This window comes from Roseovarius sp. YIN77 (genome assembly GCF_057219155.1).
Map to the genome: position 1 here is coordinate 87,091 of NZ_JBXVVI010000007.1, position 24,718 is coordinate 111,808.

26 protein-coding genes are annotated in these 24,718 nt (G+C 56.3%); 16 read left to right on the plus strand and 10 right to left on the minus strand.

Annotated elements, in window-relative coordinates; all coding sequences use genetic code 11:
* The first annotated feature begins 237 nt into the window (after positions 1 to 237).
* The 4 genes from greA (at position 238) to AC2D8P_RS08730 (ending at position 2,840) form a co-directional block, all read left to right on the plus strand.
* Positions 238 to 708 (plus strand): transcription elongation factor GreA, encoded by a 471-nt coding sequence (gene greA, locus AC2D8P_RS08715; RefSeq protein WP_484702025.1) that lies wholly within the window; start codon positions 238 to 240, stop codon positions 706 to 708.
* Positions 709 to 725: 17 nt separating this feature from the next.
* The gene (locus tag AC2D8P_RS08720) at positions 726 to 1,727 is read left to right on the plus strand and encodes a hypothetical protein (protein WP_484702027.1); all 1,002 of its coding nucleotides are present in this window, start codon (positions 726 to 728) and stop codon (positions 1,725 to 1,727) included.
* 79 nt (positions 1,728 to 1,806) lie between these two features.
* The gene (locus tag AC2D8P_RS08725) at positions 1,807 to 2,517 is read left to right on the plus strand and encodes an AzlC family ABC transporter permease (RefSeq protein WP_484702029.1); all 711 of its coding nucleotides are present in this window, start codon (positions 1,807 to 1,809) and stop codon (positions 2,515 to 2,517) included.
* Positions 2,514 to 2,840 carry an AzlD domain-containing protein gene (locus AC2D8P_RS08730; protein ID WP_484702030.1) on the plus strand — a complete coding sequence of 109 codons (327 nt, stop codon included), beginning with the start codon at positions 2,514 to 2,516 and terminating at the stop codon, positions 2,838 to 2,840. The genes AC2D8P_RS08725 and AC2D8P_RS08730 overlap by 4 nt, the downstream gene beginning before the upstream one ends.
* Here AC2D8P_RS08730 and AC2D8P_RS08735 read toward each other — a convergent pair whose 3' ends face one another.
* Complete coding sequence (locus AC2D8P_RS08735) at positions 2,841 to 3,416, minus strand: YqgE/AlgH family protein (protein ID WP_484702032.1); 576 nt, start codon at positions 3,414 to 3,416, stop codon at positions 2,841 to 2,843.
* Between the two features lie 110 nt (positions 3,417 to 3,526).
* Between AC2D8P_RS08735 and AC2D8P_RS08740 the strand changes: the two genes are divergently transcribed.
* Positions 3,527 to 4,336 (plus strand): protein-disulfide reductase DsbD domain-containing protein, encoded by an 810-nt coding sequence (locus AC2D8P_RS08740; RefSeq protein ID WP_484702034.1) that lies wholly within the window; start codon positions 3,527 to 3,529, stop codon positions 4,334 to 4,336.
* A gap of 4 nt (positions 4,337 to 4,340) precedes the next feature.
* Here the strand turns inward: AC2D8P_RS08740 and AC2D8P_RS08745 are convergent, their stop codons facing one another.
* From AC2D8P_RS08745 to AC2D8P_RS08770, 6 genes are all read right to left on the minus strand, one after another.
* The gene (locus AC2D8P_RS08745; RefSeq protein ID WP_484702036.1) at positions 4,341 to 7,727 is read right to left on the minus strand and encodes an efflux RND transporter permease subunit; all 3,387 of its coding nucleotides are present in this window, start codon (positions 7,725 to 7,727) and stop codon (positions 4,341 to 4,343) included.
* 1 nt (position 7,728) lies between these two features.
* The gene (locus AC2D8P_RS08750) at positions 7,729 to 9,051 is read right to left on the minus strand and encodes an efflux RND transporter periplasmic adaptor subunit (protein ID WP_484702037.1); all 1,323 of its coding nucleotides are present in this window, start codon (positions 9,049 to 9,051) and stop codon (positions 7,729 to 7,731) included.
* Between the two features lie 80 nt (positions 9,052 to 9,131).
* Entirely contained in the window at positions 9,132 to 9,662 is a 531-nt protein-coding gene (gene moaB, locus AC2D8P_RS08755; RefSeq protein WP_484702038.1) for a molybdenum cofactor biosynthesis protein B, read from the minus strand.
* Between the two features lie 15 nt (positions 9,663 to 9,677).
* Positions 9,678 to 10,274, minus strand: coding sequence for a metallophosphoesterase family protein (locus AC2D8P_RS08760; protein ID WP_484702040.1), 597 nt, complete (start codon positions 10,272 to 10,274; stop codon positions 9,678 to 9,680).
* Positions 10,271 to 11,050 (minus strand): uracil-DNA glycosylase, encoded by a 780-nt coding sequence (locus AC2D8P_RS08765; protein WP_484702042.1) that lies wholly within the window; start codon positions 11,048 to 11,050, stop codon positions 10,271 to 10,273. Before AC2D8P_RS08765 ends, AC2D8P_RS08760 begins: the two co-directional genes overlap by 4 nt.
* Positions 11,051 to 11,543: 493 nt before the next feature.
* Entirely contained in the window at positions 11,544 to 12,311 is a 768-nt protein-coding gene (locus tag AC2D8P_RS08770) for an IclR family transcriptional regulator (protein WP_484702044.1), read from the minus strand.
* Positions 12,312 to 12,380: 69 nt separating this feature from the next.
* Here AC2D8P_RS08770 and AC2D8P_RS08775 point away from each other — a divergent pair, with 69 nt between their 5' ends.
* The 6 genes from AC2D8P_RS08775 to AC2D8P_RS08800 all read left to right on the plus strand — a co-directional run bounded on the left by AC2D8P_RS08775 (position 12,381) and on the right by AC2D8P_RS08800 (position 17,607).
* The gene (locus AC2D8P_RS08775) at positions 12,381 to 13,739 is read left to right on the plus strand and encodes a selenium-binding family protein (protein ID WP_484702045.1); all 1,359 of its coding nucleotides are present in this window, start codon (positions 12,381 to 12,383) and stop codon (positions 13,737 to 13,739) included.
* Positions 13,736 to 14,104 carry a 2Fe-2S iron-sulfur cluster-binding protein gene (locus AC2D8P_RS08780; protein WP_484702046.1) on the plus strand — a complete coding sequence of 123 codons (369 nt, stop codon included), beginning with the start codon at positions 13,736 to 13,738 and terminating at the stop codon, positions 14,102 to 14,104. The genes AC2D8P_RS08775 and AC2D8P_RS08780 overlap by 4 nt, the downstream gene beginning before the upstream one ends.
* A 2-nt stretch (positions 14,105 to 14,106) precedes the next feature.
* Complete coding sequence (locus tag AC2D8P_RS08785) at positions 14,107 to 14,571, plus strand: CoA-binding protein (protein ID WP_484702047.1); 465 nt, start codon at positions 14,107 to 14,109, stop codon at positions 14,569 to 14,571.
* A 125-nt stretch (positions 14,572 to 14,696) separates the two neighbouring features.
* Positions 14,697 to 15,092: a rhodanese-like domain-containing protein gene (locus AC2D8P_RS08790; RefSeq protein ID WP_484702050.1), complete on the plus strand. Its 396-nt coding sequence runs from the start codon at positions 14,697 to 14,699 to the stop codon at positions 15,090 to 15,092.
* Positions 15,093 to 15,187: 95 nt separating this feature from the next.
* Complete coding sequence (locus AC2D8P_RS08795; RefSeq protein ID WP_484702052.1) at positions 15,188 to 15,988, plus strand: enoyl-CoA hydratase; 801 nt, start codon at positions 15,188 to 15,190, stop codon at positions 15,986 to 15,988.
* Entirely contained in the window at positions 15,985 to 17,607 is a 1,623-nt protein-coding gene (locus tag AC2D8P_RS08800) for an acyl-CoA synthetase (RefSeq protein ID WP_484702054.1), read from the plus strand. Before AC2D8P_RS08795 ends, AC2D8P_RS08800 begins: the two co-directional genes overlap by 4 nt.
* An 83-nt stretch (positions 17,608 to 17,690) precedes the next feature.
* On the opposite strand, the gene AC2D8P_RS08805 is transcribed toward AC2D8P_RS08800, so the two are convergent.
* Together AC2D8P_RS08805 and AC2D8P_RS08810 are read right to left on the minus strand one after the other, a co-directional pair.
* Positions 17,691 to 17,897, minus strand: coding sequence for a hypothetical protein (locus AC2D8P_RS08805; RefSeq protein WP_484702055.1), 207 nt, complete (start codon positions 17,895 to 17,897; stop codon positions 17,691 to 17,693).
* Positions 17,894 to 19,096 (minus strand): CaiB/BaiF CoA transferase family protein, encoded by a 1,203-nt coding sequence (locus AC2D8P_RS08810; RefSeq protein ID WP_484702056.1) that lies wholly within the window; start codon positions 19,094 to 19,096, stop codon positions 17,894 to 17,896. The genes AC2D8P_RS08805 and AC2D8P_RS08810 overlap by 4 nt, the downstream gene beginning before the upstream one ends.
* A 1,002-nt stretch (positions 19,097 to 20,098) precedes the next feature.
* On the opposite strand from AC2D8P_RS08810, the gene AC2D8P_RS08815 reads away from it, so the two are divergent.
* The gene (locus AC2D8P_RS08815) at positions 20,099 to 20,881 is read left to right on the plus strand and encodes a DUF5765 domain-containing protein (RefSeq protein WP_484702057.1); all 783 of its coding nucleotides are present in this window, start codon (positions 20,099 to 20,101) and stop codon (positions 20,879 to 20,881) included.
* Positions 20,882 to 21,031: 150 nt separating this feature from the next.
* Here the strand turns inward: AC2D8P_RS08815 and AC2D8P_RS08820 are convergent, their stop codons facing one another.
* A complete protein-coding gene (locus AC2D8P_RS08820) occupies positions 21,032 to 21,436 on the minus strand; it encodes a hypothetical protein (protein WP_484702058.1) in 405 nt (134 codons plus the stop codon).
* Between the two features lie 254 nt (positions 21,437 to 21,690).
* Here AC2D8P_RS08820 and AC2D8P_RS08825 point away from each other — a divergent pair, with 254 nt between their 5' ends.
* Genes AC2D8P_RS08825 through AC2D8P_RS08840 form a run of 4 tightly spaced genes read left to right on the plus strand, consistent with a single transcriptional unit; the run spans position 21,691 to position 24,713 of the window.
* A complete protein-coding gene (locus AC2D8P_RS08825; protein ID WP_484702060.1) occupies positions 21,691 to 22,236 on the plus strand; it encodes a hypothetical protein in 546 nt (181 codons plus the stop codon).
* Entirely contained in the window at positions 22,211 to 22,474 is a 264-nt protein-coding gene (locus tag AC2D8P_RS08830; protein WP_484702061.1) for an acyl carrier protein, read from the plus strand. The genes AC2D8P_RS08825 and AC2D8P_RS08830 overlap by 26 nt, the downstream gene beginning before the upstream one ends.
* Positions 22,474 to 23,817 carry a B12-binding domain-containing radical SAM protein gene (locus tag AC2D8P_RS08835; RefSeq protein ID WP_484702064.1) on the plus strand — a complete coding sequence of 448 codons (1,344 nt, stop codon included), beginning with the start codon at positions 22,474 to 22,476 and terminating at the stop codon, positions 23,815 to 23,817. The genes AC2D8P_RS08830 and AC2D8P_RS08835 overlap by 1 nt, the downstream gene beginning before the upstream one ends.
* The gene (locus AC2D8P_RS08840; protein ID WP_484702066.1) at positions 23,814 to 24,713 is read left to right on the plus strand and encodes a class I SAM-dependent methyltransferase; all 900 of its coding nucleotides are present in this window, start codon (positions 23,814 to 23,816) and stop codon (positions 24,711 to 24,713) included. Before AC2D8P_RS08835 ends, AC2D8P_RS08840 begins: the two co-directional genes overlap by 4 nt.
* Positions 24,714 to 24,718: the final 5 nt, after the last annotated feature.

Sequence of the window (24,718 nt, forward strand, 5' to 3'; positions counted from 1 at the left end):
AACCGACCTTTCCCGGTCAATGCGAAGCGCACAATAATTTCCTAATTGGTACTTCGGGTGCCACTTTATGACGCAACAAAATGGATGAAACCGGTCGATTCACGGCAAAATACAGGTACAAACCGGCGAATAGCGTGCTCTGCGATAGTTCACCCGCCGCATGCTATTGACTTTTCCGGCGCCAGTTGAGTTAACAGCAGGATTGCTGCACTCTTTTTCCGGCACAATAGGGCAACTATGGACAAGATACCGATGACACGCGCAGGCCATTCTGCGCTGGATCAGGAACTGAAAACGCTGAAGACCGTCGAACGGCCTGCCATCATCAAGGCGATTGCCGAGGCGCGCGAGCATGGCGATTTGTCAGAGAATGCCGAATACCATTCTGCCCGTGAAAAACAGAGCTTTATCGAAGGTCGGATCAAGGAGCTCGAAGGCACGCTTTCGCGGGCCGAGGTGATCGATCCAACCCGTCTGTCCGGAGCCATTAAATTTGGCGCGACCGTGACCTTGGTTGACGAAGATACGGACGAGGAAAAGACCTATCAAATCGTTGGAGAGCCAGAGGCCGATATTGAAAGCGGCCGCCTGAACATCAAATCCCCCCTTGCCCGTGCCTTGATCGGCAAGGACGAAGGTGACAGTGTCGAGGTCAGAACCCCGGGCGGCGAACGCAGCTACGAAGTTTTAAAAATCAGTTTCGTCTGACCAAGAGGATCAGACCCATGGCACAGGACAAAAAAGAGCCCCCGGTCAGTTTTGGGGTTTTCGGCAAATCCAGCATGTCCGAGCTTCAACCCTCTGACATCATTGCATTGGTGCTGAGCGGCTGCTGGCTGCTGGCCGTTGTGCTGTTTTTCACCGTTCTCGGCGGTGTGGGCGAAAGTGCGGATGCGCTGACCTTTGTCATGGTGGTGATGTCGATCTTCCTGCCGGTTGCGGTGATCTGGATCGGGGCGCTTGCAGCGCGCAATGCCCGCGTGATGCGGCAGGAAAGCGCGCGCCTGCAACTGGCCCTGGATGCCATGCGCCGGGCCTATCTGACGCAAGTGCAAACCGGCGGGCTCGGGGTTCGGCCAACGGTCGAACGCAAGCTCGAAGAAATCGTTGCCGCCCAGCGCCAGACCGAAAACACTATTGCTACTTTTGCCACCCGCGACACAGCTAGGTCAGCTGCCAGTGCCGGACCAGCGGCAAAACCCGCCGATGGTCAGGCGGCACTGGCCTTGGGGACCCCCGCCGAAGAGTTACGGGACCCGATCTCAAACGATGATTTCATTCGGGCCCTGAATTTCCCCGACACAGAAAACGACGCCGAAGGTTTTGCCGCCCTGCGTCGCGCCTTGAAAGACCGCCAAACGGCCAAGCTGGTGCGTGCCGCTCAGGATGTGCTGACATTGATGAGCCAGGACGGGATTTACACAGACGATCTGATTCCCGACCGGGCGCGGCCTGATATCTGGCGCAAATTTGCCACCGGCACACGCGGACCCGATATCGCGGCAATCGGGGGGATCCGGGATCGGTCATCGCTGGCACTTAGCGCCGGACGGATGAAACAAGATCAGATATTCCGCGACGCCGCGCATCATTTTCTGCGCGAGTTTGACAAGACTTTGGCCAGCTTTGAAAAGCGCGCGGGCGATGGCGAAATGGCTGCCCTGGCCAACACCAGATCGGCACGGGCTTTTATGTTACTGGGCCGGGTCGCCGGAACATTCGACTGACCAACATTGCATCTGAGCGTGGATTGCGTTTGCATGACAAAGCAGGCAAAACTTCCCCCGATGGGATGAGGAAAACGGCATGGCTACACCCAGCAAACGATCAATCTTTTGGCAGGGAATCTGCGGCGGCGCGCCCTTTGTTCTGGTCATCGGGCCTTTTGCCATGCTTTTTGGTGTGGTCGCGACAGAGGCCGGGCTGAACGTCTATGAAACCATGGGCTTTAGCGTGCTGGTGATTGCCGGAGCCGCGCAATTCACCGCCATTCAGTTGATGACCGAAAACGCGCCGACGGTGATTGTGATTGCCACATCTTTGGCTGTGAACCTGCGCATGGCCATGTATTCGGCAGCGCTGACGCCGCATCTGGGGCCGGCCCCAATGTGGAAACGTGCATTCTTGTGTTATCTGCTGGTGGATCAAAGCTATGCCGTATCAGCCACCCGGTTCGAAGCAGAACCAGAGCTGCCTTTGGGTCATAAGATCTTGTTTTTCATTGGGGTTATGGTCCCGATCCTGCCCCTTTGGTATGTCATGACGATCGTGGGCGCCCTGCTGGGCACGCAGATCCCGCCGGAATACGGGCTGGATTTCGCCCTGCCGATCACCTTTCTGGCACTTATTGCGCCCGCCATCCGCTCTGTCGCACATCTGGCCGCAGCATTGTGTTCGATCATTGCGGCGCTGGTGTTCGCTGGGTTGCCCTACAGTCTGGGCCTGCTGGTGGCTGCTGGTCTGGCGATGGCCACGGGCGCGCTGGTAGAAATCTATATGGAAAGGCGGACGGCATGATCACGGGCGATTATTCTATCTGGCTGGTCATTGCGGCCCTGGGCATCGGGTCGTACCTGTTCCGCTTTTCCTTTATCGGTTTGATTGGCGCCCGCGAGCTACCGGCTTGGGCGCTAAGATTGCTGCGCTATACGCCGGTTGCGGTGATCCCGGGCTTGGTGGCGCCACTGATCCTGTGGCCCGCCGCAACCGGGGGCCAGCCCGATCCGGTTCGTTCTGCAGCAGCCATTGTGACGATTGCCATCGGGTTGTGGACGCGCAATGTCGCGATATCCGTGCTGTCTGGGCTGGCGACGCTGTATGTGGGCTTGTATTTCTTCTGATCAGGCCCGACCAGCGGCAGAGGACAGCAAAAGTGGATCAATCCCCAGATGCTTTAGCGCGGCGGCCCATTTCCCCTGATCATCCTCGGAAAAGACCAGCGCATGGGTTGCATCCGCGATCAGCCAACCATTTTGGGCAATCTCGCCCTCTAACTGACCCGGGCCCCAACCGGCATAGCCCAGTGCCAAAATGGCCCTGTCCGGGCCGGTGCCCTGCGCCAGATCTTCCAACACTTCCAATGATGCGGTCATGCCAAATCCGGCATCCACCTTCAACGTGCTGTCGGGTTGCTGATAATCGCCAGAATGCAGCACAAATCCGCGCCCCAGTTCCACCGGACCACCGAAATAGACGCTGGGAATCTGATCAATTTCGCCTGATTCGATGGACAGTTGTTCCAAAAGCTCGGGAAAACTCATCTCTTCTGTCGGTTTGTTGACGATCAGGCCCATCGCCCCGTCTTCGGAGTGAACACACAGAAAAACAACAGATTTATCAAATCTGGGGTCGCCCATACCGGGCATCGCAATCAACAGTTTGCCTGTCAGATGCAGTGTGTCGTCTGTTTGTTTCATATCTCAACAATGGGAGTTGCAACTGTGCTGTGCAAGGTGCGGTGATGTGATCACGAAAAAGTCGGCTGAATGTGACTTTTCAACCCGCGCCGCCAGACTATGATGGCCCCATGAATTTGAAACACATGATCGCGGGTGCCATTTGCACCCTGGGTGTGTTGGCGTCCCAGGCGCCAGCGCAGATGGCCGATGACATTATCACGGTCCAAATGTTGCCCGGTTGGCGCGACGGGGGCACCCAACACATCGCCGCGTTGAAAATCACGCTGAAAGACGGATGGAAGACCTATTGGCGGGTTCCGGGCGAAGGCGGCATTCCCCCGCAATTTGACTGGTCGGGTTCCGAAAATATTCGCGACGTCGACATTCACTGGCCCACACCCAAAGTGTTTGAAATCAATGGCCTGCAATCTTATGGCTATAGTGATGAGTTCATTCTGCCGCTGTCTTTGACGGTCGCAGACGCGAACAGCCCCCTGCGGCTGAAGGCGACCGTATCCATGGGTGTGTGCGAAACGGTCTGTGTGCCGATCAATCTGCAATTTGATGCCCAGCTGAACGGCGCTATTAGCGATCGCGACAGCCGGATCGTCGCCGCCATGGCAGATCACCCCCGCCCCGCGTCAGAGGCCGGCATTGGCCCGGCACGCTGCGAATTTGAACCGATCTCGGACGGATTGCGCGTAACCGCGAATATCGCGATGGCGGATATGGGATCTGACACGGTCGCGGTCTTTGAATTGCCCGATCCAATGATCTGGATCAGCCCGTCAGAATCACATCAGGCCGGAAGCGTCCTAACCTCGACCGCAGAGATGGTGCCGCCTAGCGCGCAGCCCTTCAGCCTCAGCCGGTCAGACATTCGGATCACCCTGCTGTCAGGGGATCGGGCCTATGACATTCAGGGCTGTACGGGCTGACGCATCAACGCCTGCGTGGGTGGACAAGGCCAAGGGACAGGGCCCAGGCCAGGAGCAGCACCACGGCACTGCCCATGGTAAACAGAACCGCCCCCGCCAGAACGGCAGACAGGCCTGACAGCACCGGAAACAGCCCCAACCAAAGCGCAGGCAAGGCACCGTTCAACACTGCCGGCACCAATGTCACCGCGAAAAGCACGACCAGCGCCAAAGACGCCGTCAGGATCATCTGAGACACAGAACGGGCGCGCCGCCACAAGCCACGTCCAAGCCCGCGCCGTGCCGCATGGATCAGACGCCGGGCGTCCTCTTGCATGGCCAACAGCGCCGGGACGATGATCAGAACCAGCACGAAACCAAAACCCAATCCAAAGACCAGCGTGATGACAGCGGGTTTCAGAAACTCTGCCTGAACCGAGCCCTCGGCCAGTAGTGGTGCCAGCCCAAAGACGGTGGTCAGTGTGGTCAGCAGGACCGGGCGCAAGCGGTCGGCGGTGCCGTCAATAATGGCCGTAACCAGCGGGCGCCTTTGCGCGTAGTCATCCACTGTGGTGACCAGAACGATGGAATCGTTGATGATGATCCCGGACATCCCGATCAGCCCCACGACACTGAACATCGACAGCGGCACGCCCCAGAAATTATGCCCCCAGATCGCCCCGATCAGACCAAAGGGAATAATGGCCAACACGATCAATGGGCGGGTCCAGCTGGAAAAGACCCAGGCCAATACCAGATAAATCCCCACCAGACACATGACAAAACCAAAGCTTGCATCAGACAGAAAACGGTCTTCTTCTTCGGATTGGCCACGCAACTGCCAGTCGACGCCAAACTCGCTTTGGATGTCAGGCAAAAGGCGCGCCTCGATCAACGCTTCAACCTCGTTGGCGCGTTCGGCATCATCCTGGGACAGATCGGCGCTGACCTCGACAACCGCCACGCCGTTTTGCCGATTGATCGCAGAAAATCCCGATTGGTTTCGCACCGACACGATATCGGCAAGTGGCACATAAGTGCCCATTGGTGTGCGCATCTGGCTGCGTTCCAGAAAATCTGCGGTTTGTTCTGATGCCGGCAGCTCCACCCGGATCTCTGCCGTGCGTGGGCCATCAGGATAGGTTGCGGCCTCGATCCCGGCCAATCGGTTGCGCAGAACCCGTCCCAGACTATCAATGTCAAATCCCAGCGCCTGCCCCTGCGGGGTCAGTTCCAGGATCAGCTCGTCCTTGTCATAGGACAGGTCATCCTCTAGCGCGGATATTTCCGGGAACGGGGCCAGCCGGGTTTTCAGCGCCTCTGCCGCGGCTTTCAATGTCTCGACATTTGATCCACTGAAGGTCACCACCAGTGATCCACCCTGTGGCCCGGTATGCCAGCGGCGAAAACTGACGACCTCTGCCAAGGGATGGGTCTGCACCTCTGTCTGCAGATCGGCCACGAAATCAAAGGCGGTATAGGGGCGCAAGTCTGCATCGATCAATTCGATAGATATCCCGCCAAGCTGGTCAGGCTCCTTGCGATCGGTGCCCGACAGGCCGCGCCCGGCATTGCCACCGACCTCTGCAATCACGTAGGCCAGCGGTGACTGGCCATAGTCCTGCGCATAGCGATCAGCCACGGTACTGGTGGCGCGCTGAAACTCGCGCAGCATGTCCAGCGATTCTGCCCGCCCCGCGCCAGAAGCCATGGCGAAATTCCCCGTCACCGATGACCGTTCCGGTGCGTTGAAGAACCGCCATTGCAGATCCCCCCGGATAAAGGTCGCCGCCTGTGTCGCCAGCAGCAACAGCGCCCCGGCCAGAACCGCGTAACGCCCCACGATCACCCAGCGCAGGAACACACGAAACGGCCCGTCGCGCAGCCAGCCAAATCCGCGGTTTACCTGACGGTTGGGCCAGTCATACCAATGCCCACGTCCGACATGGGCCAGCGCATGCGACATATGGTTGGGCAGGATCAGAAAACATTCCACCAACGAGGCCAGCAAAACCGCAATCACCGTCCAGGGCATGTCGGATATCAGCCGCCCATACCAGCCGCCGATGGCGGTCAGGCCGAAAAAGGCGATGACCGTGGTGATGGTGGCCGAAAACACCGGTTGGGTCATGCGAATGGCGGCATTCTCGGCGGCCTCAACCGCGCCCTCGCCCAGACGCCGCGCCCGGAAATCGGCATGTTCGCCCACTACAATCGCGTCATCCACCACGATGCCCAGCGTAATGATCAGCGCAAAGAGCGAGATCATGTTGATCGTCAGCCCGGCCATATACATGATCGCAATCGTCGCCAGCATCGCCACGGGGATACCCGCCGCCACCCAGAACGCCGTGCGCGCATTCAGAAACAGGAAAAGCAGCAAGACAACCAGCCCCAGCCCGACCAGACCATTATCCAAAAGCAGGTTCAAACGGCTGGTGATCGCCTCTGCCCTTGTGCGGATCAGATCCAGACGCACCCCTTCGGGCAAGGTGACGCGCATGTCGGCGGCGACATCCTCGACCGTGCGCTGAATGCCGATGGCATCGCCGGATTCCGATCGGTCCACGCGGATTGAAATCGCCGGATTGTCATCCACGAAATAGGCGCGCTGGCTGGCCGCGCCCTCCACCCGGATCGTCGCGATATCCCCGATCAACAGCTTGCCACCCTGATCATCGCTGCGCAGTGCCAATCCCGCGATCTGATCGGCAGAGCGTTTTTCGGCCCCGGTTCGGACCCGGGCATTGGCCCCGGTCACATCGCCCGCCGGGCTGACATCAGCCGCCCCCCGGATCACCGTGGCGATCTCTGCCAATGTCAGATCATGTTCAAAAAGCCTGGCACCCGAAACCTCGACAATGGTTGTGGGGGCGGTCAGGCCGCGAATGGTGGTGCGGGTGATCCCCGCGGAATAAAGCCGGGCCACAAACTCATCCGCCAGTCGGGCCAGTTGTTCGACACCGACCGGACCAGTGATCACCACATCGGTCACCCGGTCACGCCACCTGTTTTGACGGATTTCGGGTTCATCGGCCCCTTCGGGTAGGGTGGTGACAGCATCAACGGCGGCCTGCACCTCATCTGTGGCGCGCGACATGTCCCAGCTCGGTTCAAACTCCAGTGTCAGGTTGGCGCGCCCCTCGGTCGATCGGGCAGTGGTTTCGGCCACCCCTTCGACGGCCTGCAAAGCCGGCTCCAGCAACTGCACGATCCCGTTATCGACATCGCTGGGACCCGCACCCTCCCACGGGACTGTGACGGTTACGGTGTTGACGATGACATCGGGCAGGAACTGGGCGCGCATATTCGGGATGGCCATCAGCCCCGACACCATCATCAGAACCAACAGCAGATTGGCCACCGTTTTGTGGCGCACGAAATATCCCAATATGCTGCGCGGTCCGATCATCCTATCCCTCGGACTCTGTCGCCTGCGGATCCCCGGCCTGCCCTGCCGCTTCGCTGCCCTGCCGGATCGCGCGCACCTTGATCCCTGCCCCCAAAAGCGGCGTGCGAGCAGCGACTATTGGGACACCTTCCAGCCCTTCACCCCGTACCAATACCTGATCCCCCTGCCGGCGCAGCAGGGTGACACGCATCTCGCTCAGGCGCTCATCCTCGCCGATCATCAGCACGGTGCCCTCCGGCCCCAAGGCCGTGGCGGGCAGGCGGGCGACATTTGTGAGTTCAGGCTCCTGAACCTCAACCTCGACAAAATCGCCGGGGCGCAGGGCCGGCGTGCCCTCCAGCCGCGCAAACAACAGCCGCCCGGTCTGATCCTCGCCCACAGTGGCGCTCTCGCGGCTTAACTGACCCATGGCGATCAGGTCTGACCCTGAGGCCCCCAACCGCGCCTGGATCGGGGCCGCAATCAGCTGTCCGGCGCTGTCCAAAAGCCGCGCATATTGCGCCGCCGAAATACGAAACGATACCTCCAACTGGCCGGGATCGGTCAGGATGGCCAGCCGTTCATTGGTAGAGACCAACCCGCCCTCGACCACATTTACCTCTCCCAATGTGCCTGAAAAAGCCGCCGCTAACGTCGTATCGGCCAAGGCGCGTTCTGCCTCTGACAAATCAATTCGGGCGCGGGCAATCCCGGTTTCTGCCGATGCCTGCCGCGCCTCGGCCTGTGCGATTGCCCTTCGCTGCGACAGGACAGATTGCTGGGCCGAAGACAATGCCAGTTCCGCAGCCTCAATCGCGGCCTCTGTCGCGACCCCACGCGATCGCAGGTCCAACTGACGCGCTAGCGCCGCCTGTTGCAGTCGCATCTGTTCTTCTGCCGCCAGAAGCTCCTCTCGCGACAGGGCCAGGACGATGGCGGCATCGGTTTTTTCGGCCTCTGCGTCGGCCAGATCGGCGTTGGCCCGGGCGACGGTCGCTTCTGTCTCGGCGCGGTTGACCTGCATCAGGATTTCGCCCGCCTGAACGCGGCCCCCATCAACAAACTGGTCCGACAGCGCCGTGATCGTCCCCGACGACGGGGCGCGGAGCTCTAATATCCGCTGGCTGCGCACCTGACCAAAGGCGGACAGAACCGGGGCAATGGTCTGGGCCTCATAGGTCACCACATGAACAGCAAAAACACGTTCGCGCACCTCGCGCTGAAGTCCGCCGTCATTCAGTCGTTCCGACACCGCTGTCCAGATCACATGGCCCGACAAGGTCAACAACGCCACTGTCAGAGACAGCAGGAACAGACCGGTCAGACTGCGAGTCAGAAACCGCATGGGGCCCCTTTCTATCGATCCACCTGACTTTACTCGAAAATTCAGATCAGGCAGGTCACGATTGCTTTCGGTATCACAGATTACTTTCTGCGCAGATGTTCGTCGAGCCTTGGGAAAATCTCAACAAAATTGCAAGGCTTGTGCCGATAATCGAGCTGCGCCCGCAAAATTCCATCCCAGGCGTCCTTGCAGGCCCCGGGGCTGCCCGGCAGCGCAAAGAGATAAGTTCCGTTGGCCACACCGCCCGTGGCACGGGACTGTACCGCCGATGTGCCGATCTTTTCATACGAAATCATGGTGAAAACTGTGGCGAAGGCCTCGATCTCCTTCTCGTAAACATCGCGATGCGCCTCGACCGTCACATCGCGTCCCGTCAGGCCGGTGCCGCCGGTGGAAATCACCACGTCAACTTCGGGGTTTGCACACCAGTCACGCAACCGGCTGGCGATCTGGTCCCGTTCATCCGGCAAAGTCTTGCGATCGGCCAGATGATGCCCGGCAGCCGCGATCCGATCCACCAGCACCTGACCGGACCGGTCCTGATCTATTTTCCGTGTGTCAGAGACCGTTAAAACCGCGATCCGAACCGGGATGAACTCTTTATCGCTCATGTTAAGCCTCTGATTTCAATTTATTTCGAACCAGTTCACCGTGGGGCCCAGATTGACAACACGACTTGCGCCAATCGCCCCCTCTTGCCCCCAGCAGTCATGGATATGACCGCATAAGACCAGCCCGGGTTGAATGCGTTCAATCGCCGCACGGATCGCGGTGGACCCAACGGACATCCCCACAGAGGTGACATCCGCGGTCCCCTTGGGCGGGGAATGGGTGACCAAGATGTCGGCATGCTGACACGGGGTCAGCATCATCGCAGCGGTCTGTTCGTTCATATCACAAGACCATTCGCCAAAAGGCGTGACCGGCACGCCGTAGCCAAGGCCAAACAGGCAAACGCCGTCAATTTCCACCCCATCGCCATGCAACACTGTGGTTCCTGCATGGGCGGCCTGACGCAGCTCATCCGCGCTTTCCGCGTTGCCCGGCACCACCACCATCGGGGCCTTGATCGCGCCCAGCATTGCCAAAGCATCCTCCAGCCCTTGGCGCATGTTGCAAAAATCCCCGGCCCCAATCACCAGATCAGCCCCGGCACTGGCTGCAACAATATCCGCCGCCCGGGCACGCGAATGATGCAGGTCGGAAAAGGCCAGCACTTTCATCCCAGATCCCTCAGCCGGGCCTGCAGCATCAACAGATCATGCCAGGCCTCGCGCTTGGCCTGTGGGTTGCGCAGCAGATAGGCCGGATGAAACATCGGCAGGACCGGGCGGCCAAAGGCCTCCGCCCATTTGCCACGCATCCGGGTGATGCCACGTTTCCCCAATATAGCGCCGCAAGAGATATTTCCCATCAAAACAATCACATCCGGCGCGACCAGTTCAACATGGCGCTCGACAAAGGGGCGCAGCATGGCGATCTCATCAGAGCTGGGATCGCGGTTTTGCGGCGGCCGCCAGGGCAGGATATTGGTGATGTAAAGCGCCGCATTGGCGTCGGCCTCGTCGCGACCCATGTTGATGGCAGCAAACATCCGATCCAACAACTGCCCGGCCCGCCCGACAAAGGGGCGACCCTGAATATCCTCATCCCGGCCCGGGGCCTCACCAATGATCATCACGCGAGCCTCTGACCGGCCATCGGCAAAGACCAGATTGCGCGCACCCTTCTTCAACTCGCAATGTTCATAGCGGCTGAGCGCATCGGCAAGCGCCTCCAGACTGTCTGCCGCACCCGCCATCGTCTGCGCCTGGGTCACTGGATCAATGCTCATGCCCACCGGCTGGGCCGGTTCGGCCGCGGGCTGCTTGGCGGGTTTTGGCACTACCGCCGCCGCATAGCGATCCACCGGCGCATCCAATATCGCCTCATCCGCGCCCAGCGCGACCTGCCATTCCAACATGGCTTTCAGGTGATGGAAATCCTGCGACTCTTGCATGGGGCAAAACTATGCCAATGGACATCCCGGGTAAACGGGATTCGGACAGGCTGTATCACGTCGGTATTCTGGCAGTATTACGTCGGTGTTGTTTTGATCACCAGGTGTCTACTTCGCGGGGATACATTCAACAGGTGAGCACAACACTTTAATCCTTGAGCGAAGATAGAGTGTTTGGCAGCGCGGGCAGATATCGCGGGGTCTCAGCACTGGCATGTCTATGCAGTCCATTACGCATTATGACCACAGAAGTTTGTGGAGGCCCTTCAGCGCAAAGAAATAACTGAATGGCCGCGTGATTTCTACGCCCGTATCTTCAAATTTGGAAGTATCAAGGGGACGAGGCATGAAGAGCCCAGAGCCTGAAACACAACAGATTCACGTTGAACCAGAATGGGCGGAGCTAACGGAATGCGGCTGCTTTTGAACAGCCCGCGTATGGATTTGTGGGGATGGCTGGCACCGGGATTATCAAGGCAATCGCTGAACGCGCTTATGAAACCGATCTACGTTGATCTGCAACGACTTTATCCCAGCCTAGCTTCTGCAAAGTTCTTTCGGCCAGATCTATGCACTCTGCACCGATTTTTGACCGAAAATCTGATGTAAAGACCCGCACGGATCCGGTTGCGCCGATCGACAGGGTTGCACCGATCCCGGTAGTGCCAAGGGGCGACGCGACAGAGCACATGCCGCGCTCTATCTCTTCTACACATTCTGCGTAGCCTTTCCGGCGGATGAGTTTGAGCTCCTCGTTAAGGTCCTTGACGTTTGTCAGCGTAAATTCGGTATAGGCCTTTAACCGGCCTTCGAGGTCTTGAATGACCTCAAGGTTTGGATTGAACGCAACGATCGCCTTTGAACAAGAACAGGCATGCAAAGGGCGTCTTCCCAGACCCGGATGAAGATAGGAGACCCCGGTTTCTGGTGTCTCGACATGAATGATCTCCACAGCGCGGCCCCGCAGCCGAGACAGAAAGAACGTCGCCCCGTGATCAATTGCGGCCTGTTTCAGCATGGGGCCGATCAGTTCCACCAAAGCGAGATCGGATTGATCGGTTTGCGACAATCTTTTCAAACGTGCGCCGACAGAAAAACGACCGCGCCCAACAGGTTCGAGCAACCCAACACACACCAAATCCTGCACCAACCGATATGCAGAGGGTTTCGGCAGGTCCGAATGTTTGCAAATGTCCGCAACGGTCGTTTCGCCTTTCTGTGCGACAATCTCTAAAATCAATGTAAGGCGTTCAAGATGCATATTCTTACCTTGTGATAATTCAATTATCGTTATATGAGATATATTAACTCATCGCAAGGGAGGAACGTGATGATGGACGGAGTTTGCTGCGGACCGGGCTATGCAAGCCCAGCCGAGGCCATCAAAGCACCTCGGGAGAAGCTGCTTTACACGATTGCGATTTACACGGGCACGGGTATTCAAAAACCGGACTATCTGGCCACTGTTGATGCCGATCCCGATAGCCCAACCTATTCGCAGGTCATCCACCGGCTGGAAATGCCCGGCATCGGCGATGAGCTGCACCATATGGGTTGGAATGCCTGTTCGTCTTGCCATGACGACAGTTCCATGTCCCGCAAGTATCTGTTGGTTCCTGGCGTGCGTTCCAACAATATTCACGTTGTGGACACGGCAACGGATCCGCGCGCGCCGCGCCTGCACAAAGTCATCGAAGGCGCGGAGATAAAATCCAAAGCCAACCTGTCTGGGCCGCATACGGTTCATTGTCTGGGCTCCGAAATCATCATTTCGTTTCTGGGGGATGCCAAGGGTGAGGCGCCCGGCGGTTACCTGCATATGAACAAAGATTTCGAAATAATCGGACGATGGGAAGAGTCGATGGGTGATATCCCGTTCGGCTACGACTTCTGGTATCAGCCAAGGCACAATGTGATGGTCAGTTCGGAATGGGCTGCGCCAAACACATTTATGCCGGGCTTTGATCTGGAAGAGGTCGGGCACCTGAAATACGGACGCCGTCTGCACATTTGGGATTTTGAAAAGCGTAAACCGATTGAGACCATGTATCTGGGTGAGGACGGGCTGATCCCGCTAGAGGTCAAATTCCTGCACGATCCTGACAGCACCCATGGGTTCTGTGGCGCTGCATTATCATCAAACGTCATCCATTTCTGGAAATCTGAAGCGGGAAAATGGGAATGGGAAAAAATCATCGATGTGGAAAATGAACCGCATCCCGAATGGCCAATCCCCGTGCCCGGGGTCATGTCGGCCATTCTGGTGTCGATGGATGATAAATATCTCTATCTCAATAACTGGCTGCATGGCGATATGCGCCAGTATGATATCACCGACCCGCATAATCCAAAGCTGACCGGCCAGGTCTTTATGGGTGGCTTGCTGGGCAAGGCGCCAGAGGTCAACGGGGTCAAAATGGCGGGTGGGCCGCAGATGTTCCAGCTTAGCCTGGATGGCAAGCGGCTTTATGTCACCACATCGCTGTTCTCGACCTGGGACAACCAGTTCTACCCCGAAATCCGCGAACAGGGCGGCGTGATGGTGATGATCGATTGTGACGTTGAAAATGGCGGCATGAAGATCAACGAAGATTTCATCGTTGATTTTGGCAAGGAACCAAACGGCCCCAGCCGATGTCATGAAACCCGCTATCCCGGTGGCGATTGCACCAGCGATATTTGGCTGTGATAGAGACCCGGACCATAACCATCGCCAACCGTGGCGGCGCGACGTATCAGGTCGATGCACGGCGGCCATTGCTGGATACTTTGCGCGAACATGGTTTGGATCTTCCCTATGGCTGTAAATACGGCGGGTGCATCACTTGCGCGGCGAAGCTGACAGCAGGGGAGATTGATCAGCGCAGACAGGTTGCCCTGAACAATCGGCAGATCAAAAATGGTTATGTCATTCTTTGTGTGGCGCGGCCGGTATCTGACTGCACGATCGAGATTGGCGTTGAAAGCCATGACAAACTGTATCGCAATCCCTTTCTCGACCCGCTGGAACCTCATGAACTCAAGGCGGATATCGCCTTACCTAAGGACATTTGATCATGCCAGTCACTGCACTTGACGACCTTTATGATTACGATCAGGCCTATCTGGCTGACATCCTGAAATCGGTCAAAACCATCGCCATGGTAGGCGCAAGCCCCGATGAGACAAAGTTCAGCTACGGGGTGCTGCGTGTTCTGCACGAAACCGGGTATGACATGATTCCGGTCAACCCGCGCCCTGAGCTAACTGAAATTCGCGGGATTGAAGTGTATCACTCGCTTCAGGAAATTGACCGGCCGGTTGATATGGTTCAGGTCTTCCGTCGCGCCGAAGAATTATACGGCATTGCCGAGCAGGCCATCGCAATTGGGGCGAAAGTGCTTTGGGGGCAGATCGGTGTTTACGACGACGCTGCCGCCAAGTTGGCCGAGGATGCGGGGCTGAAGGTAGTAATGAACCGTTGCCCCAAGATCGAGCTGTTCCGGCCTTTCTGGAAACCTCGGCTTGACCTTACGATATGAAATCAATCCGTCCTGATGCGCGTGGTCCCGTTGCGTGTGGCTGCGGGTGTTCCGCCAACGCGATAGATTGGCCGATTAGCGCCATATTGGCAAAGCTGGAAGAGTTCCGGAACAGGAGAAACCCGATGACGCAATACATTACCAAAAGTTCCCGCGAAATTGTCAAAGCGGCCCTATCCGCCGTCCCGTCCATAAGTGTCGAGGAGGCTTTGCCTTTGGTCGGTTCGCCGGATCATGTATTTGTGGACCTGCGAGATGGCACAGAACAGGCCCTTACAGGCATCATCCCGGGGGCCGTCAAATCATCGCGCGGCATGATGGAATTTCATGTCGATCCGGAAAGCCCGGCCCACAAACCCGAATTCAATCAAGACAAAACCTATGTTTTTTACTGCGCATCTGGTGGCAGATCGGCGATGGCTGCCCAGGTGGCCATGGAAATGGGCCTGTCGCCGGTGTTAAACCTGTCAGGCGGGGTGAGCGCCTGGAAAAAAGCAGACGGCGCGCTCGATAAAACCTGACGGTCCGGCGATCAATTCGGGTATTGTCATTGTGACCAATTCTTCACGTCAGGATCTCAGCCCGGGTGATCCTGCCACTGCCCCTAGAGAGTGATATGTCAAATACTGATCTGTTAATGCGCGAAAACCACGAAGGCGTCTGTGTCTTGACCCTGAATGCCCCTCGGTCGATCAATGCGCTGTCCGAAGACATGCTTGCGGCCCTGTCCGGCGCGTTTGACGAAATTGCAGAGGACCGAACCGTCAAGGCCGTGATTCTTCGCAGCGCCGGCGATCATTTTTGCGCGGGCCACAATCTGAAAGAAATGACCGAACGGCGAAAAGACGCGGATGGCGGTTTTCAATATTTTCAGAATCTGTTTGCCAAATGCTCGGCCATGATGCTGCGTGTTGTGCATCTGCCTCAGCCCGTGATTGCCGAGGTCAAAGGCATCGCCACGGCGGCGGGTTGCCAGCTTGTCGCGTCATGTGATCTGGCCGTCGCGTCCGACGACGCGCGCTTTGCAACATCCGGTGTGAATATCGGCCTTTTCTGTTCGACCCCGATGGTCGCGCTTAGCCGAAATATTTCGCGTAAACATGCCATGGAAATGCTGCTTTTAGGGGAATTTCTGCCCGCTGCGCGTGTTGCCGAACTCGGGCTGATCAATCGGGTTGTCCCACGTGCAGATTTGGAAAGCACCGCGATGGAAATGGCGCGCATCATTGCCGATAAATCCCCGGCGGCCATCAAGATCGGGAAGCGCGGATTTTACGAACAGGCGCAAATGCCATTGGAAGAGGCCTACGCCTATTCAGGGCGTATCATGGCGGAAAACATGATGGCGATGGATGCATATGCGGGCATTGGCGCCTTTATTCGCAAAGAACCGATGCCGGATTGGACAGGCGAATGATCTACGATGGGCCTGAGCTTGGCAAATGTGCAGCCAATCACACGGCCTTGTCGCCGGTTTCCATTCTCAAACGTGTCGAACGGGTTCATCCAGAGCTTCCCGCGCAAATTCATGGCTCCATCCGCCGCAATTGGGGGGAAGTGGCCGAAAGATGCAGGCGATTGGCCTCTGCTTTGGCTGGCAGAGGTATCGGTGCGGGCGATACCGTCGCCCTGATCGCGCCAAACATTCCAGAGGCTCTGGAATGCGCACTTGCGATCCCAATGCTGGGGGCCGTGCTGAACGCCAATAATGTTCGCCTGGATGCGGCAACGATCGCCTACATTCTGGACCATGGCGAAGCCAAAGTTCTACTGGTCGATACAGAGTTTTCAAAAATGGCGTCAGAGGCTGTCAGGCAATCCGGTCGTGAAATTCTGATTATCGATATCGAAGATTCAGAGGGGCCCGGCGGCACCCGGATTGGCACACTGACCTATGACGAATTACTGGCCGAGGGCGATCCCGGTTTCGCCTATACCTTACCGGCTGATGAATGGGATGCGCTGGCCCTGAATTACACGTCCGGGACAACTGGGCGTCCCAAAGGTGTGGTCTATTCACACCGCGGGGCCTGGACCAATGCGGTCAACAATGTTGTCACATGGGAGATGCAGCATCACCCCGTCTATCTGTGGACGCTTCCGCTGTTTCATTGCAACGGCTGGTGCTTTCCATGGACGATTACATTGCTGGCCGGCACTCATGTTTTTCTCAGGTCTCCAAGGGCGGATGCGATCTATGACGCCTTTGCCGATCACGGTGTCACCCATCTGTGTGGTGCCCCGATCATCATGTCGATGATCGCCGGGGCCGTGACAGAAGAACGGCGCGAGTTTCCCCAAAGCATCAGGATGATGACGGCCGCTGCCCCGCCGCCGGCCTCGGTCATTGAAGGCATGGAAAAGATGGGAATTTCCATAACCCATGTCTACGGCCTGACCGAAGTCTACGGGCCCGCCGTCGTTTGTGCCGAGAAGCCTGTCTGGGCGGATTTGCCATTGGACGAACAAGCACAGCTTAAGGCGCGGCAGGGTGTCGCCTATGAGCTGGAAGAAGATGTCTTGGTCTTAGACCCAGAGACAGGTCAGCCGGTGCCTTGGGACGGTGAAACACTTGGTGAGATTGTGTTTCGCGGCAACATCGTGATGAAAGGGTACCTGAAACAACCCGAAGCGACCGATAAGGCCTTCAGGGACGGTTGGTTCTGGTCGGGCGACATCGCCGTGCAGCATCGCGACGGGTATATCGAAATTCGCGATCGCGCCAAAGACATCATCATTTCCGGCGGGGAAAACATATCCTCTATCGAGGTGGAAAAAGCGCTCTATTCCCACCCCGCCGTAAGCCTCGCCGCCGTCGTTGCGATGCCGGACGAGAAATGGGGCGAAGTCCCCTGCGGCTTTGTCGAGGTCGTCGATGGCGCCACAGTCACAGAAGAGGCGCTTCTCAGCCACGCAAGGTCCAATCTGGCCGGCTTCCAGCGACCAAAGAAAATCATCTTTGGCGAGTTGCCAAAAACAACAACCGGAAAAATACGGAAAAACGAACTTCGCGATAAAATAAAGAAGATGTCATAGCGCAAACATTGGTCCACAAACGAGTTTAACTCGATAGCTTGCAGCGGACCTTTGAACAGTATGCAGCACTTGGCGAAATAGACTCAAGGCAGGCACACATCTGCATCGGGTAATCTTAACCTTTCGCCCACCACCGCAATACCGACAAAATACCGACGTTGCACAGACAGCCAAATCTGTGCATTCAGGGCGGCTCTTACCGCCCCGATCTTACCCAACTGCCGTACCATCTGCACCGCCGGAAAGCGGATGCAGGGGCGAGGCTCAGCTCCATATCCCCGATCTTTCATTCCTCAGTCTCACCAAGCCATTCCAGAATTTCCAGTGTATGTTCCCCACAGGTCGGCGGACCATTGCGGTAGGTGACCGGTGTTTTGCTGAATTTGACCGGGTTGCCGATAAGATCAACCTGACCTGTTGCGGATTGGCTGTGTGGGACAGAGATTTTCATGTCGCGTGCAGTACATTGTTCGCTATCAAAAACGTCACTAAGCGTGTTGATCGGACCGCCTGGAACATTCTTTGCTTCCATGGCGGCCAACAGATCATTTTTCGTCCAGTTTGAAATCAAGCCGCGTAGCGTGTCGGTCAATGTCACGCGGTTTTCAAGCCGGGCTGTGTTGGTGGCGAACCGGGCCTCCTCTGCCATGCCCGGCTGCCCTAGGATTGCGCAAAATCGCTGAAACTGCGCGTCATTGCCCACCGCAACGATCACATGGCCATCGCTGGTTTCAAACACCTGGTACGGGGCGATATTCGGATGCTGGTTTCCATGACGGGCCGGATTTTTCCCTGATGTCAAATAGTTGGCGCCCTGATTCATCAACCAGGCAATTTGTGTATCGACCAGACCAATATCGATATACTGCCCCTCGCCTGTGGCTCGCAGATGGGTCAGTGCGGCCAGAATTGCTGTGCAGGCATACATCCCGCACATGACATCGGCGACGGCAACGCCCACTTTCATCGGATCACCATCGGGCTCTCCGGTCAGGCTCATGATCCCGCCATATCCCTGCGCCATCAGGTCATATCCGGGCAGATGCGCATTGGGGCCGGTTTGCCCAAACCCCGAGATCGAACAATAGATCAGGTCAGGTTTGATCGCCGACAAGCTGTCATAATCAAGGCCAAATTTCTTTAGCCCCCCAACTTTGAAGTTCTCAACAATAATGTCGCAATGCCGGGCCAGATCGCGGATCGTATCCGCGCCTGCCTGCGTTGAAATGTCGGCGGCCAGGGACCTCTTGTTCCGATTGGCAGACAGATAATAGGCGCTTTCACTTGTGGGTTTTCCATCGCTTCCCATCACAAAAGGTGGTCCCCATTGACGGGTGTCATCGCCTGTTCCCGGGCGCTCGATTTTGATGACATCGGCCCCGTAATCCCCCAGCAACTGCGTGCAAGCCGGCCCCGCCAAGATTCTGGACAAGTCCAGAACCCGAATGCCTGATAAGGGCCCATCTGCGGGCGGGTTCGTTTGGGTCATGATCGTGACAATCCTGAAATCTAATCTGAAGCGACGGCGCTGAGATGCCGATGCCTGTGGCGAAGTATTACATGATTATCAAAGATGGATCAGTTGCGTATTGCCACGAAACTCATGCCTGAAACTCATAAGTGACCGTGTCCAATGTCCAATCTTACCCGTCAGATTTAAGGACATGAATGGCAGTGGTTTTTCGAAAAATTCGTTCGGACGTTCACATCAAAAACTGTGAACGAACATCAACCTCTCCTTAAAAAGGCCCTATCCACATAGGTCTTGCACCTGTTGATTTTGGTAGGGCTGAGGATCAATCTGCTAGTGGTGAACATTAGGAGAAGCAATTGTACGGGATTTGTGCGCGCAATCCGTTCTGTTTTTAACCTGTTCCTGCAATAAGCCGCATGCTTGGCGATTTGTGCCAGCCGCAGAAATCAAGTGGTGTTGATTTTGCTGAGAGAAATGGTGCCTCAAGAGGGACTCGAACCCCCGACCTTGTTCTTACGAATTTTAAGGTCCGTGAGTTGGACAAGACTGGATGAGCTCATCCAATATTGGATAACCTTTTATGATTGAAGCACAAAATCATTACGCTCTATTGGAAGGAGTTGGATTGGGCAGGAATGCTTTTGACGCCCCTCCCCTACTAATGCCCTACTAATGGCACCAATGCTTGCTTGTATTCCATGACAGCGACACATCGCTGGCCATGATCCACCGTACGGATCGAAGAGCGTGTCTGCGTTTGACGGAGTGGAATTGGTACATCTGAATAAGGTTTTTTTTACGCTCCTTGAAATCCATAGGGCTTTGAACTTCCTGAGACACTATTCAACTTTGATGGCTAGGAAACAGCACTTTTTCATAGGCTCGTTCAAATGTTCCGACTTCATAATCACCTCCTGTTGCACGCCATATACGATTGCAAAGAGACCCTAGGTTGGGGAATCGAACCTCTCGAGCCCCACAACATTTTGAAAACATACAGAACAGAGGAGCATCCGCATGTGCTGGAGCGGTGAAGCCTCTTTCACTCTGGCCGCGGTCGGGATGGGAACCACAGTGTATGCTGCCTCGAAAAAGGAAAGCCCGCTGCTTTGGTCTCCTCTCGCATATTTTTCGTTGATGGAGCTCTTGCAGGGATACACCTATACAGTCATCGATCAGTGCGGATTACCGCAAAATCAGGTGGCGACGCTGCTGGGATATCTGCACATTTGCTTTCAGCCATTTTTCGGCGTTGCGATGGCATTGTATTTCATTCCGCCGGAGAGACGCAGAAAAATGGGGAGCATTGCTTTTGCCGCTGCCGGTATATCGGCAGCATTCATGCTGATACAGCTTTACCCGTTTGATTGGACCGGGCCCTGTCTGGCCGGGCGCATTTTGTGCGGAGATCAGATGTGTTCTGTCTCCGGCAGTTGGCATATCGCCTGGCAGGTTCCTCTGAACAATTTGGGTGAGATCAACAGCGTGTTTGTTAACGAAAACCGGGCTATCGGACTTCTGGTTGGGCACGGGTTTGGCACATATGTCTTTGCTATGTTCGTTGTGCCCGCCCTGATCGGGTCGTGGAAGTTGGTACTGTACCATCTGTTGATGGGGCCATTTTTGGCGAGCCTCACAACCAATGACCCCAATGAGATGCCGGCGGTCTGGTGTCTTCTGTCGATCGGATTTCTGATCCTTGTGGTGAAAACACCGTTACGGAATGTTCTGCACGTCAGATCATGGCCTTTTTGGGGGCAGCGAAGAAAGGCTCTCACCGCGCCAAACAAATCTGCTTGAGACGGCGTAGAGGCGATACCTTCAGATGTTCACAAGTGAGATTGGGCTGAACATAAGTCCAGCCCAATCCGATGTTAACAGCTTTTCAACCGAGCGTATCAGAACCCGATTGTCAGCACCCGGGTTCTGACGAGTAAACAGACGTTTATGCTATGCATCATCGTCCTCAGCCGCTGCGGTTGCAACTACTACGGCCCGCCGCTCAACATCCACGGCCGTTTCAGGGCAGTTTTTCGCAACCTGTCGCCGGTCCAGCGCATCTAGCCTGCCTTTGGCGACGGCGATTTCTGTTTCTTTATCAGATCCTGACATGCTGGAAATCGGCAAGCCCAAGAGGAATACACCTAATGCGTCTCCGTTCTGTGCCTTCTTTTGATCGGCGGATAGGGCTTGTAGCAGTTGCCATTGGCGGGTTTCTTCTTGGGAGAGCCGTTGGCATGAATAACCTGAATAGCTTGTGTCATCCATGGTGACGGCGGCGATTTTCTCTGGGTCTTTTGCACAGGCTGAAATCGTGAAACACGATGCAGTTATCAGTAGGGTTACATTTTTCATCTTTAGATTCCTTTATATATCAGCGCGTTAAGTGATTTTGAAGGCTAACCGCAATCTCTGCGCCGGTTTGTCTGCAGGTCAGTAGTTTTGGGGGCTGGGCAGGAAATCCAAAGAGAGACGAATTTCGCGATGACCGGCTTCGATATGCCTGCTGCGACTACAGCTTAGGAAACGCGGATGCCTTTGGATTTCCGATTTAAACATCAATGTTTCAGATAAAGACACGAATCCGATCTGTAAGGAGCCATCAGGCCATGCCCAGCTCGAGAGCCCACACCAAACTGCGTGAAATTAGATTAGGCGCGACCCATTGGGACCGTTCTGACGCAATACAAACTTCCGAAACCAGTTCGCAGACAAAGGCCGAGGCATTTTCAGCAATCGTCGCATGGACCTCAATTGCGCTGGGGGCAATTAGTGGCCTGATTATGGGGCTCTGGTCCTTTGGTGGACCGTTCCCGGCGCCCGAAGTGATCGGTGCCTATGATGCGTTACCACGCCGCTTTCTGCGGCTGGCTCATATTGCGTTCTTCGCGTTGGGGATGCTTCACCTGATGGTACTGCGTCAGGTTCGGACCGCTCCTGCCCCGCCGCAACTGAACCGACACGCGCTGCGCGCGATGGTCTTCGGCAATATCACCATGTCGCCGATCCTGATCGCAGCGGCGTTTTGGGAACCCTTCAAATATTTGGCCGCGTTTCCGGCACTGTCGCTCACATTTGCCTTTTGCACGATGGCGTACTCGTCACTTCGTTATTTTCAGGGAGGACCCCATGACAAAACACGAACTCGAATATGAAATCCGTGATGCTTTGACAAAAATCACGCTTCAGGATGTCAGCGCTATCCCGATCGACGCTGATCTATCAGAGGCTGTCGGCCTAGACAGCCTGGGCCGACTGGAACTGATCGCTGAGTTGGAGGAGATCTATGACACATTTCTGGAAGATTTCGAGGTCGGAGATACGAACACCATCGCTGACCTGATCGAAGTTGCGTTGCACCACATAGTGCCTGACATCAAGGAGACAGCCTGATGCGGATCGGTCTGATCGCCATGAGTGGCGTGCGGGTGCGCACGCGCGAACTTGCAGAGCTGGGCGTGACGCTGCCGCAATTCGTCAGCCGCGGGAAGGTTATTGCCTCTTTGCCAAGTCTTGGTCTGCTGACCGTCGCAGCGCTGACGCCGCCCGACATTGATGTCTCCTATATCGAGTATGATGCAGAATCGGATGATGCAGAGCTTGAGCATTTCGATCTGGTGGGCATCTCTTCCTTCACCGCACGGATTGACGCCGCCTATCGGTTGGCCGACCGATACCGCGCCATGGGCGTTCCAGTGGTTCTGGGCGGGTTGCATGTATCGCTGATGCCGGATGAAGCCCTACACCATGCAGATGCCATCGTCGTTGACGGGGCAGAGGGCGCGTGGCCCGAACTCGTCGCTGATTTTCGGGCCGGGCGAATGAAGCGCAGATATCACGGGTTGCGCAAGGGTGTCTTCGCGCCCGATAACTACGTGACGCCTCGTTTCGACTTGTTGGCTGGGCGACCTTACAATCGGGTCACGGTTCAGACGTCGCGAGGGTGCCCGATCAATTGCGAGTTTTGCGCCGCAAGTCTGCGGATTACATCAAGCTTTCAACAAAAACCGGTGGATTGTGTGATTAACGAGCTGAAAAGGGTGACCGAGGCGGTCGACATTCCCTTTGTCGAATTCGCCGACGACAATACATTCGTGAACAAAAAATGGGGCAAAGAACTGCTACGCAAAATGATGCCGTTGGGGCTGCGCTGGTTCACCGAAACCGACATATCGGTTGCCGAGGACGCCGAGCTTTTGGACCTGATGTACGCGGCCGGATGTCGCCAGATTCTGATCGGATTGGAAAGCCCGACTCAGGCCGGGCTTCGCGGTCTTGATCCGCATGACTGGAAAGCAAAGCGGTTCGAAAATTATCTGGCCGCAACCACCCGAATTCAAGCTGCCGGGATCAGCGTGAACGGAACCTTCGTTTTGGGCCTCGATACCCAGACCCCCGCGATATTCGAGGAGCTGAGAAATTTCATCGCAGTGTCAAACCTGCTGGAGGTCCAATTGACCGTACTGACACCCTTTCCCGGTACGCCTCTCTATCACCGGTTATTCCACGAAGGGCGACTTTTGCAGGATCGATTCTGGGACCGGTGCACCCTGTTTGATGTCAACTACCACCCCAAGAACATGAGTGTCGGCGAACTTGAGCAGGGATTTAGATGGCTTGCCTCTCAAGTCTACAATGCCAGCGAGTTTCAAAGACGCAAGCGTCACTACATTGACCTGATCAAGAACAAACGCGCCCGACCAACGGGTGATGTCCAACACGGGCTGGTTGCATGACACAACTCTCCGGCGCGGCCGCCCGGCTTGGCGCGTCAAGGGCGGCGATCCAGGCGCATTACGATGTTGGCAATTCGTTTTATTCCGCTTGGCTCGACAAGCATCTCATCTATTCTGCCGCCCGTTGGCCCATTACGCAGCATAAAGCAACGACGCTGCTTGATGCGCAGGTCAGAAAGCTGGATTGGCATTTGGAGGCGACCGGCCTGAAAGAGCAGGATCGACTATTGGATGTCGGCTGTGGTTGGGACGCGTTGCTCTACCATGCGGTTATCCAAAGAAATCTCTCAGCAGCTATTGGAATTACACCGTCACTGGAACAGGTGGCGTGGATAGGCCAACACATGGACAATCCCTCAATTCGCGTCGTCCATTCCAACTGGCAAGAAACACAGTTTACCACGCAATTCGACGCGGTCATTTCCATCGGAGCGCTAGAACATTTTGCGCGGCCGGATATCTCTCCCACTCAGAAAATCGGCATCTACGAACGTTTCTTTGACTTCTGTGATCAGAATCTAACAGAAGGCGGGAAGGTCTCACTGCAGTTCATCGGCTGGATGGATGTGGATCCAAATGACGAAGCACGTCATTTACCAACCGAGTTGTTCCCAGAAAGTAATCTGCCAAGATTGCATCAGGTACTGGCGGCTGCGGATCGGCATTTTAGTGCCACCTACATCGAAAATCGGCCCGATGACTATATTCGAACCTTGCACGTCTGGCTGGCGCGCTTGCAGGCGCGCCGTGATGACCTGGCCCGTGCTTATGGATCTGTTCGTGTAAGATCTTATATCAGGGGATTTCAACGGTTTGTGTTGGGATTCGAGCGTGGATCGTTGGGGCTCTATCGCCTGGCACTGGCACGCAACAAAAACCGCGCCAGTTTCAGATGATCCCG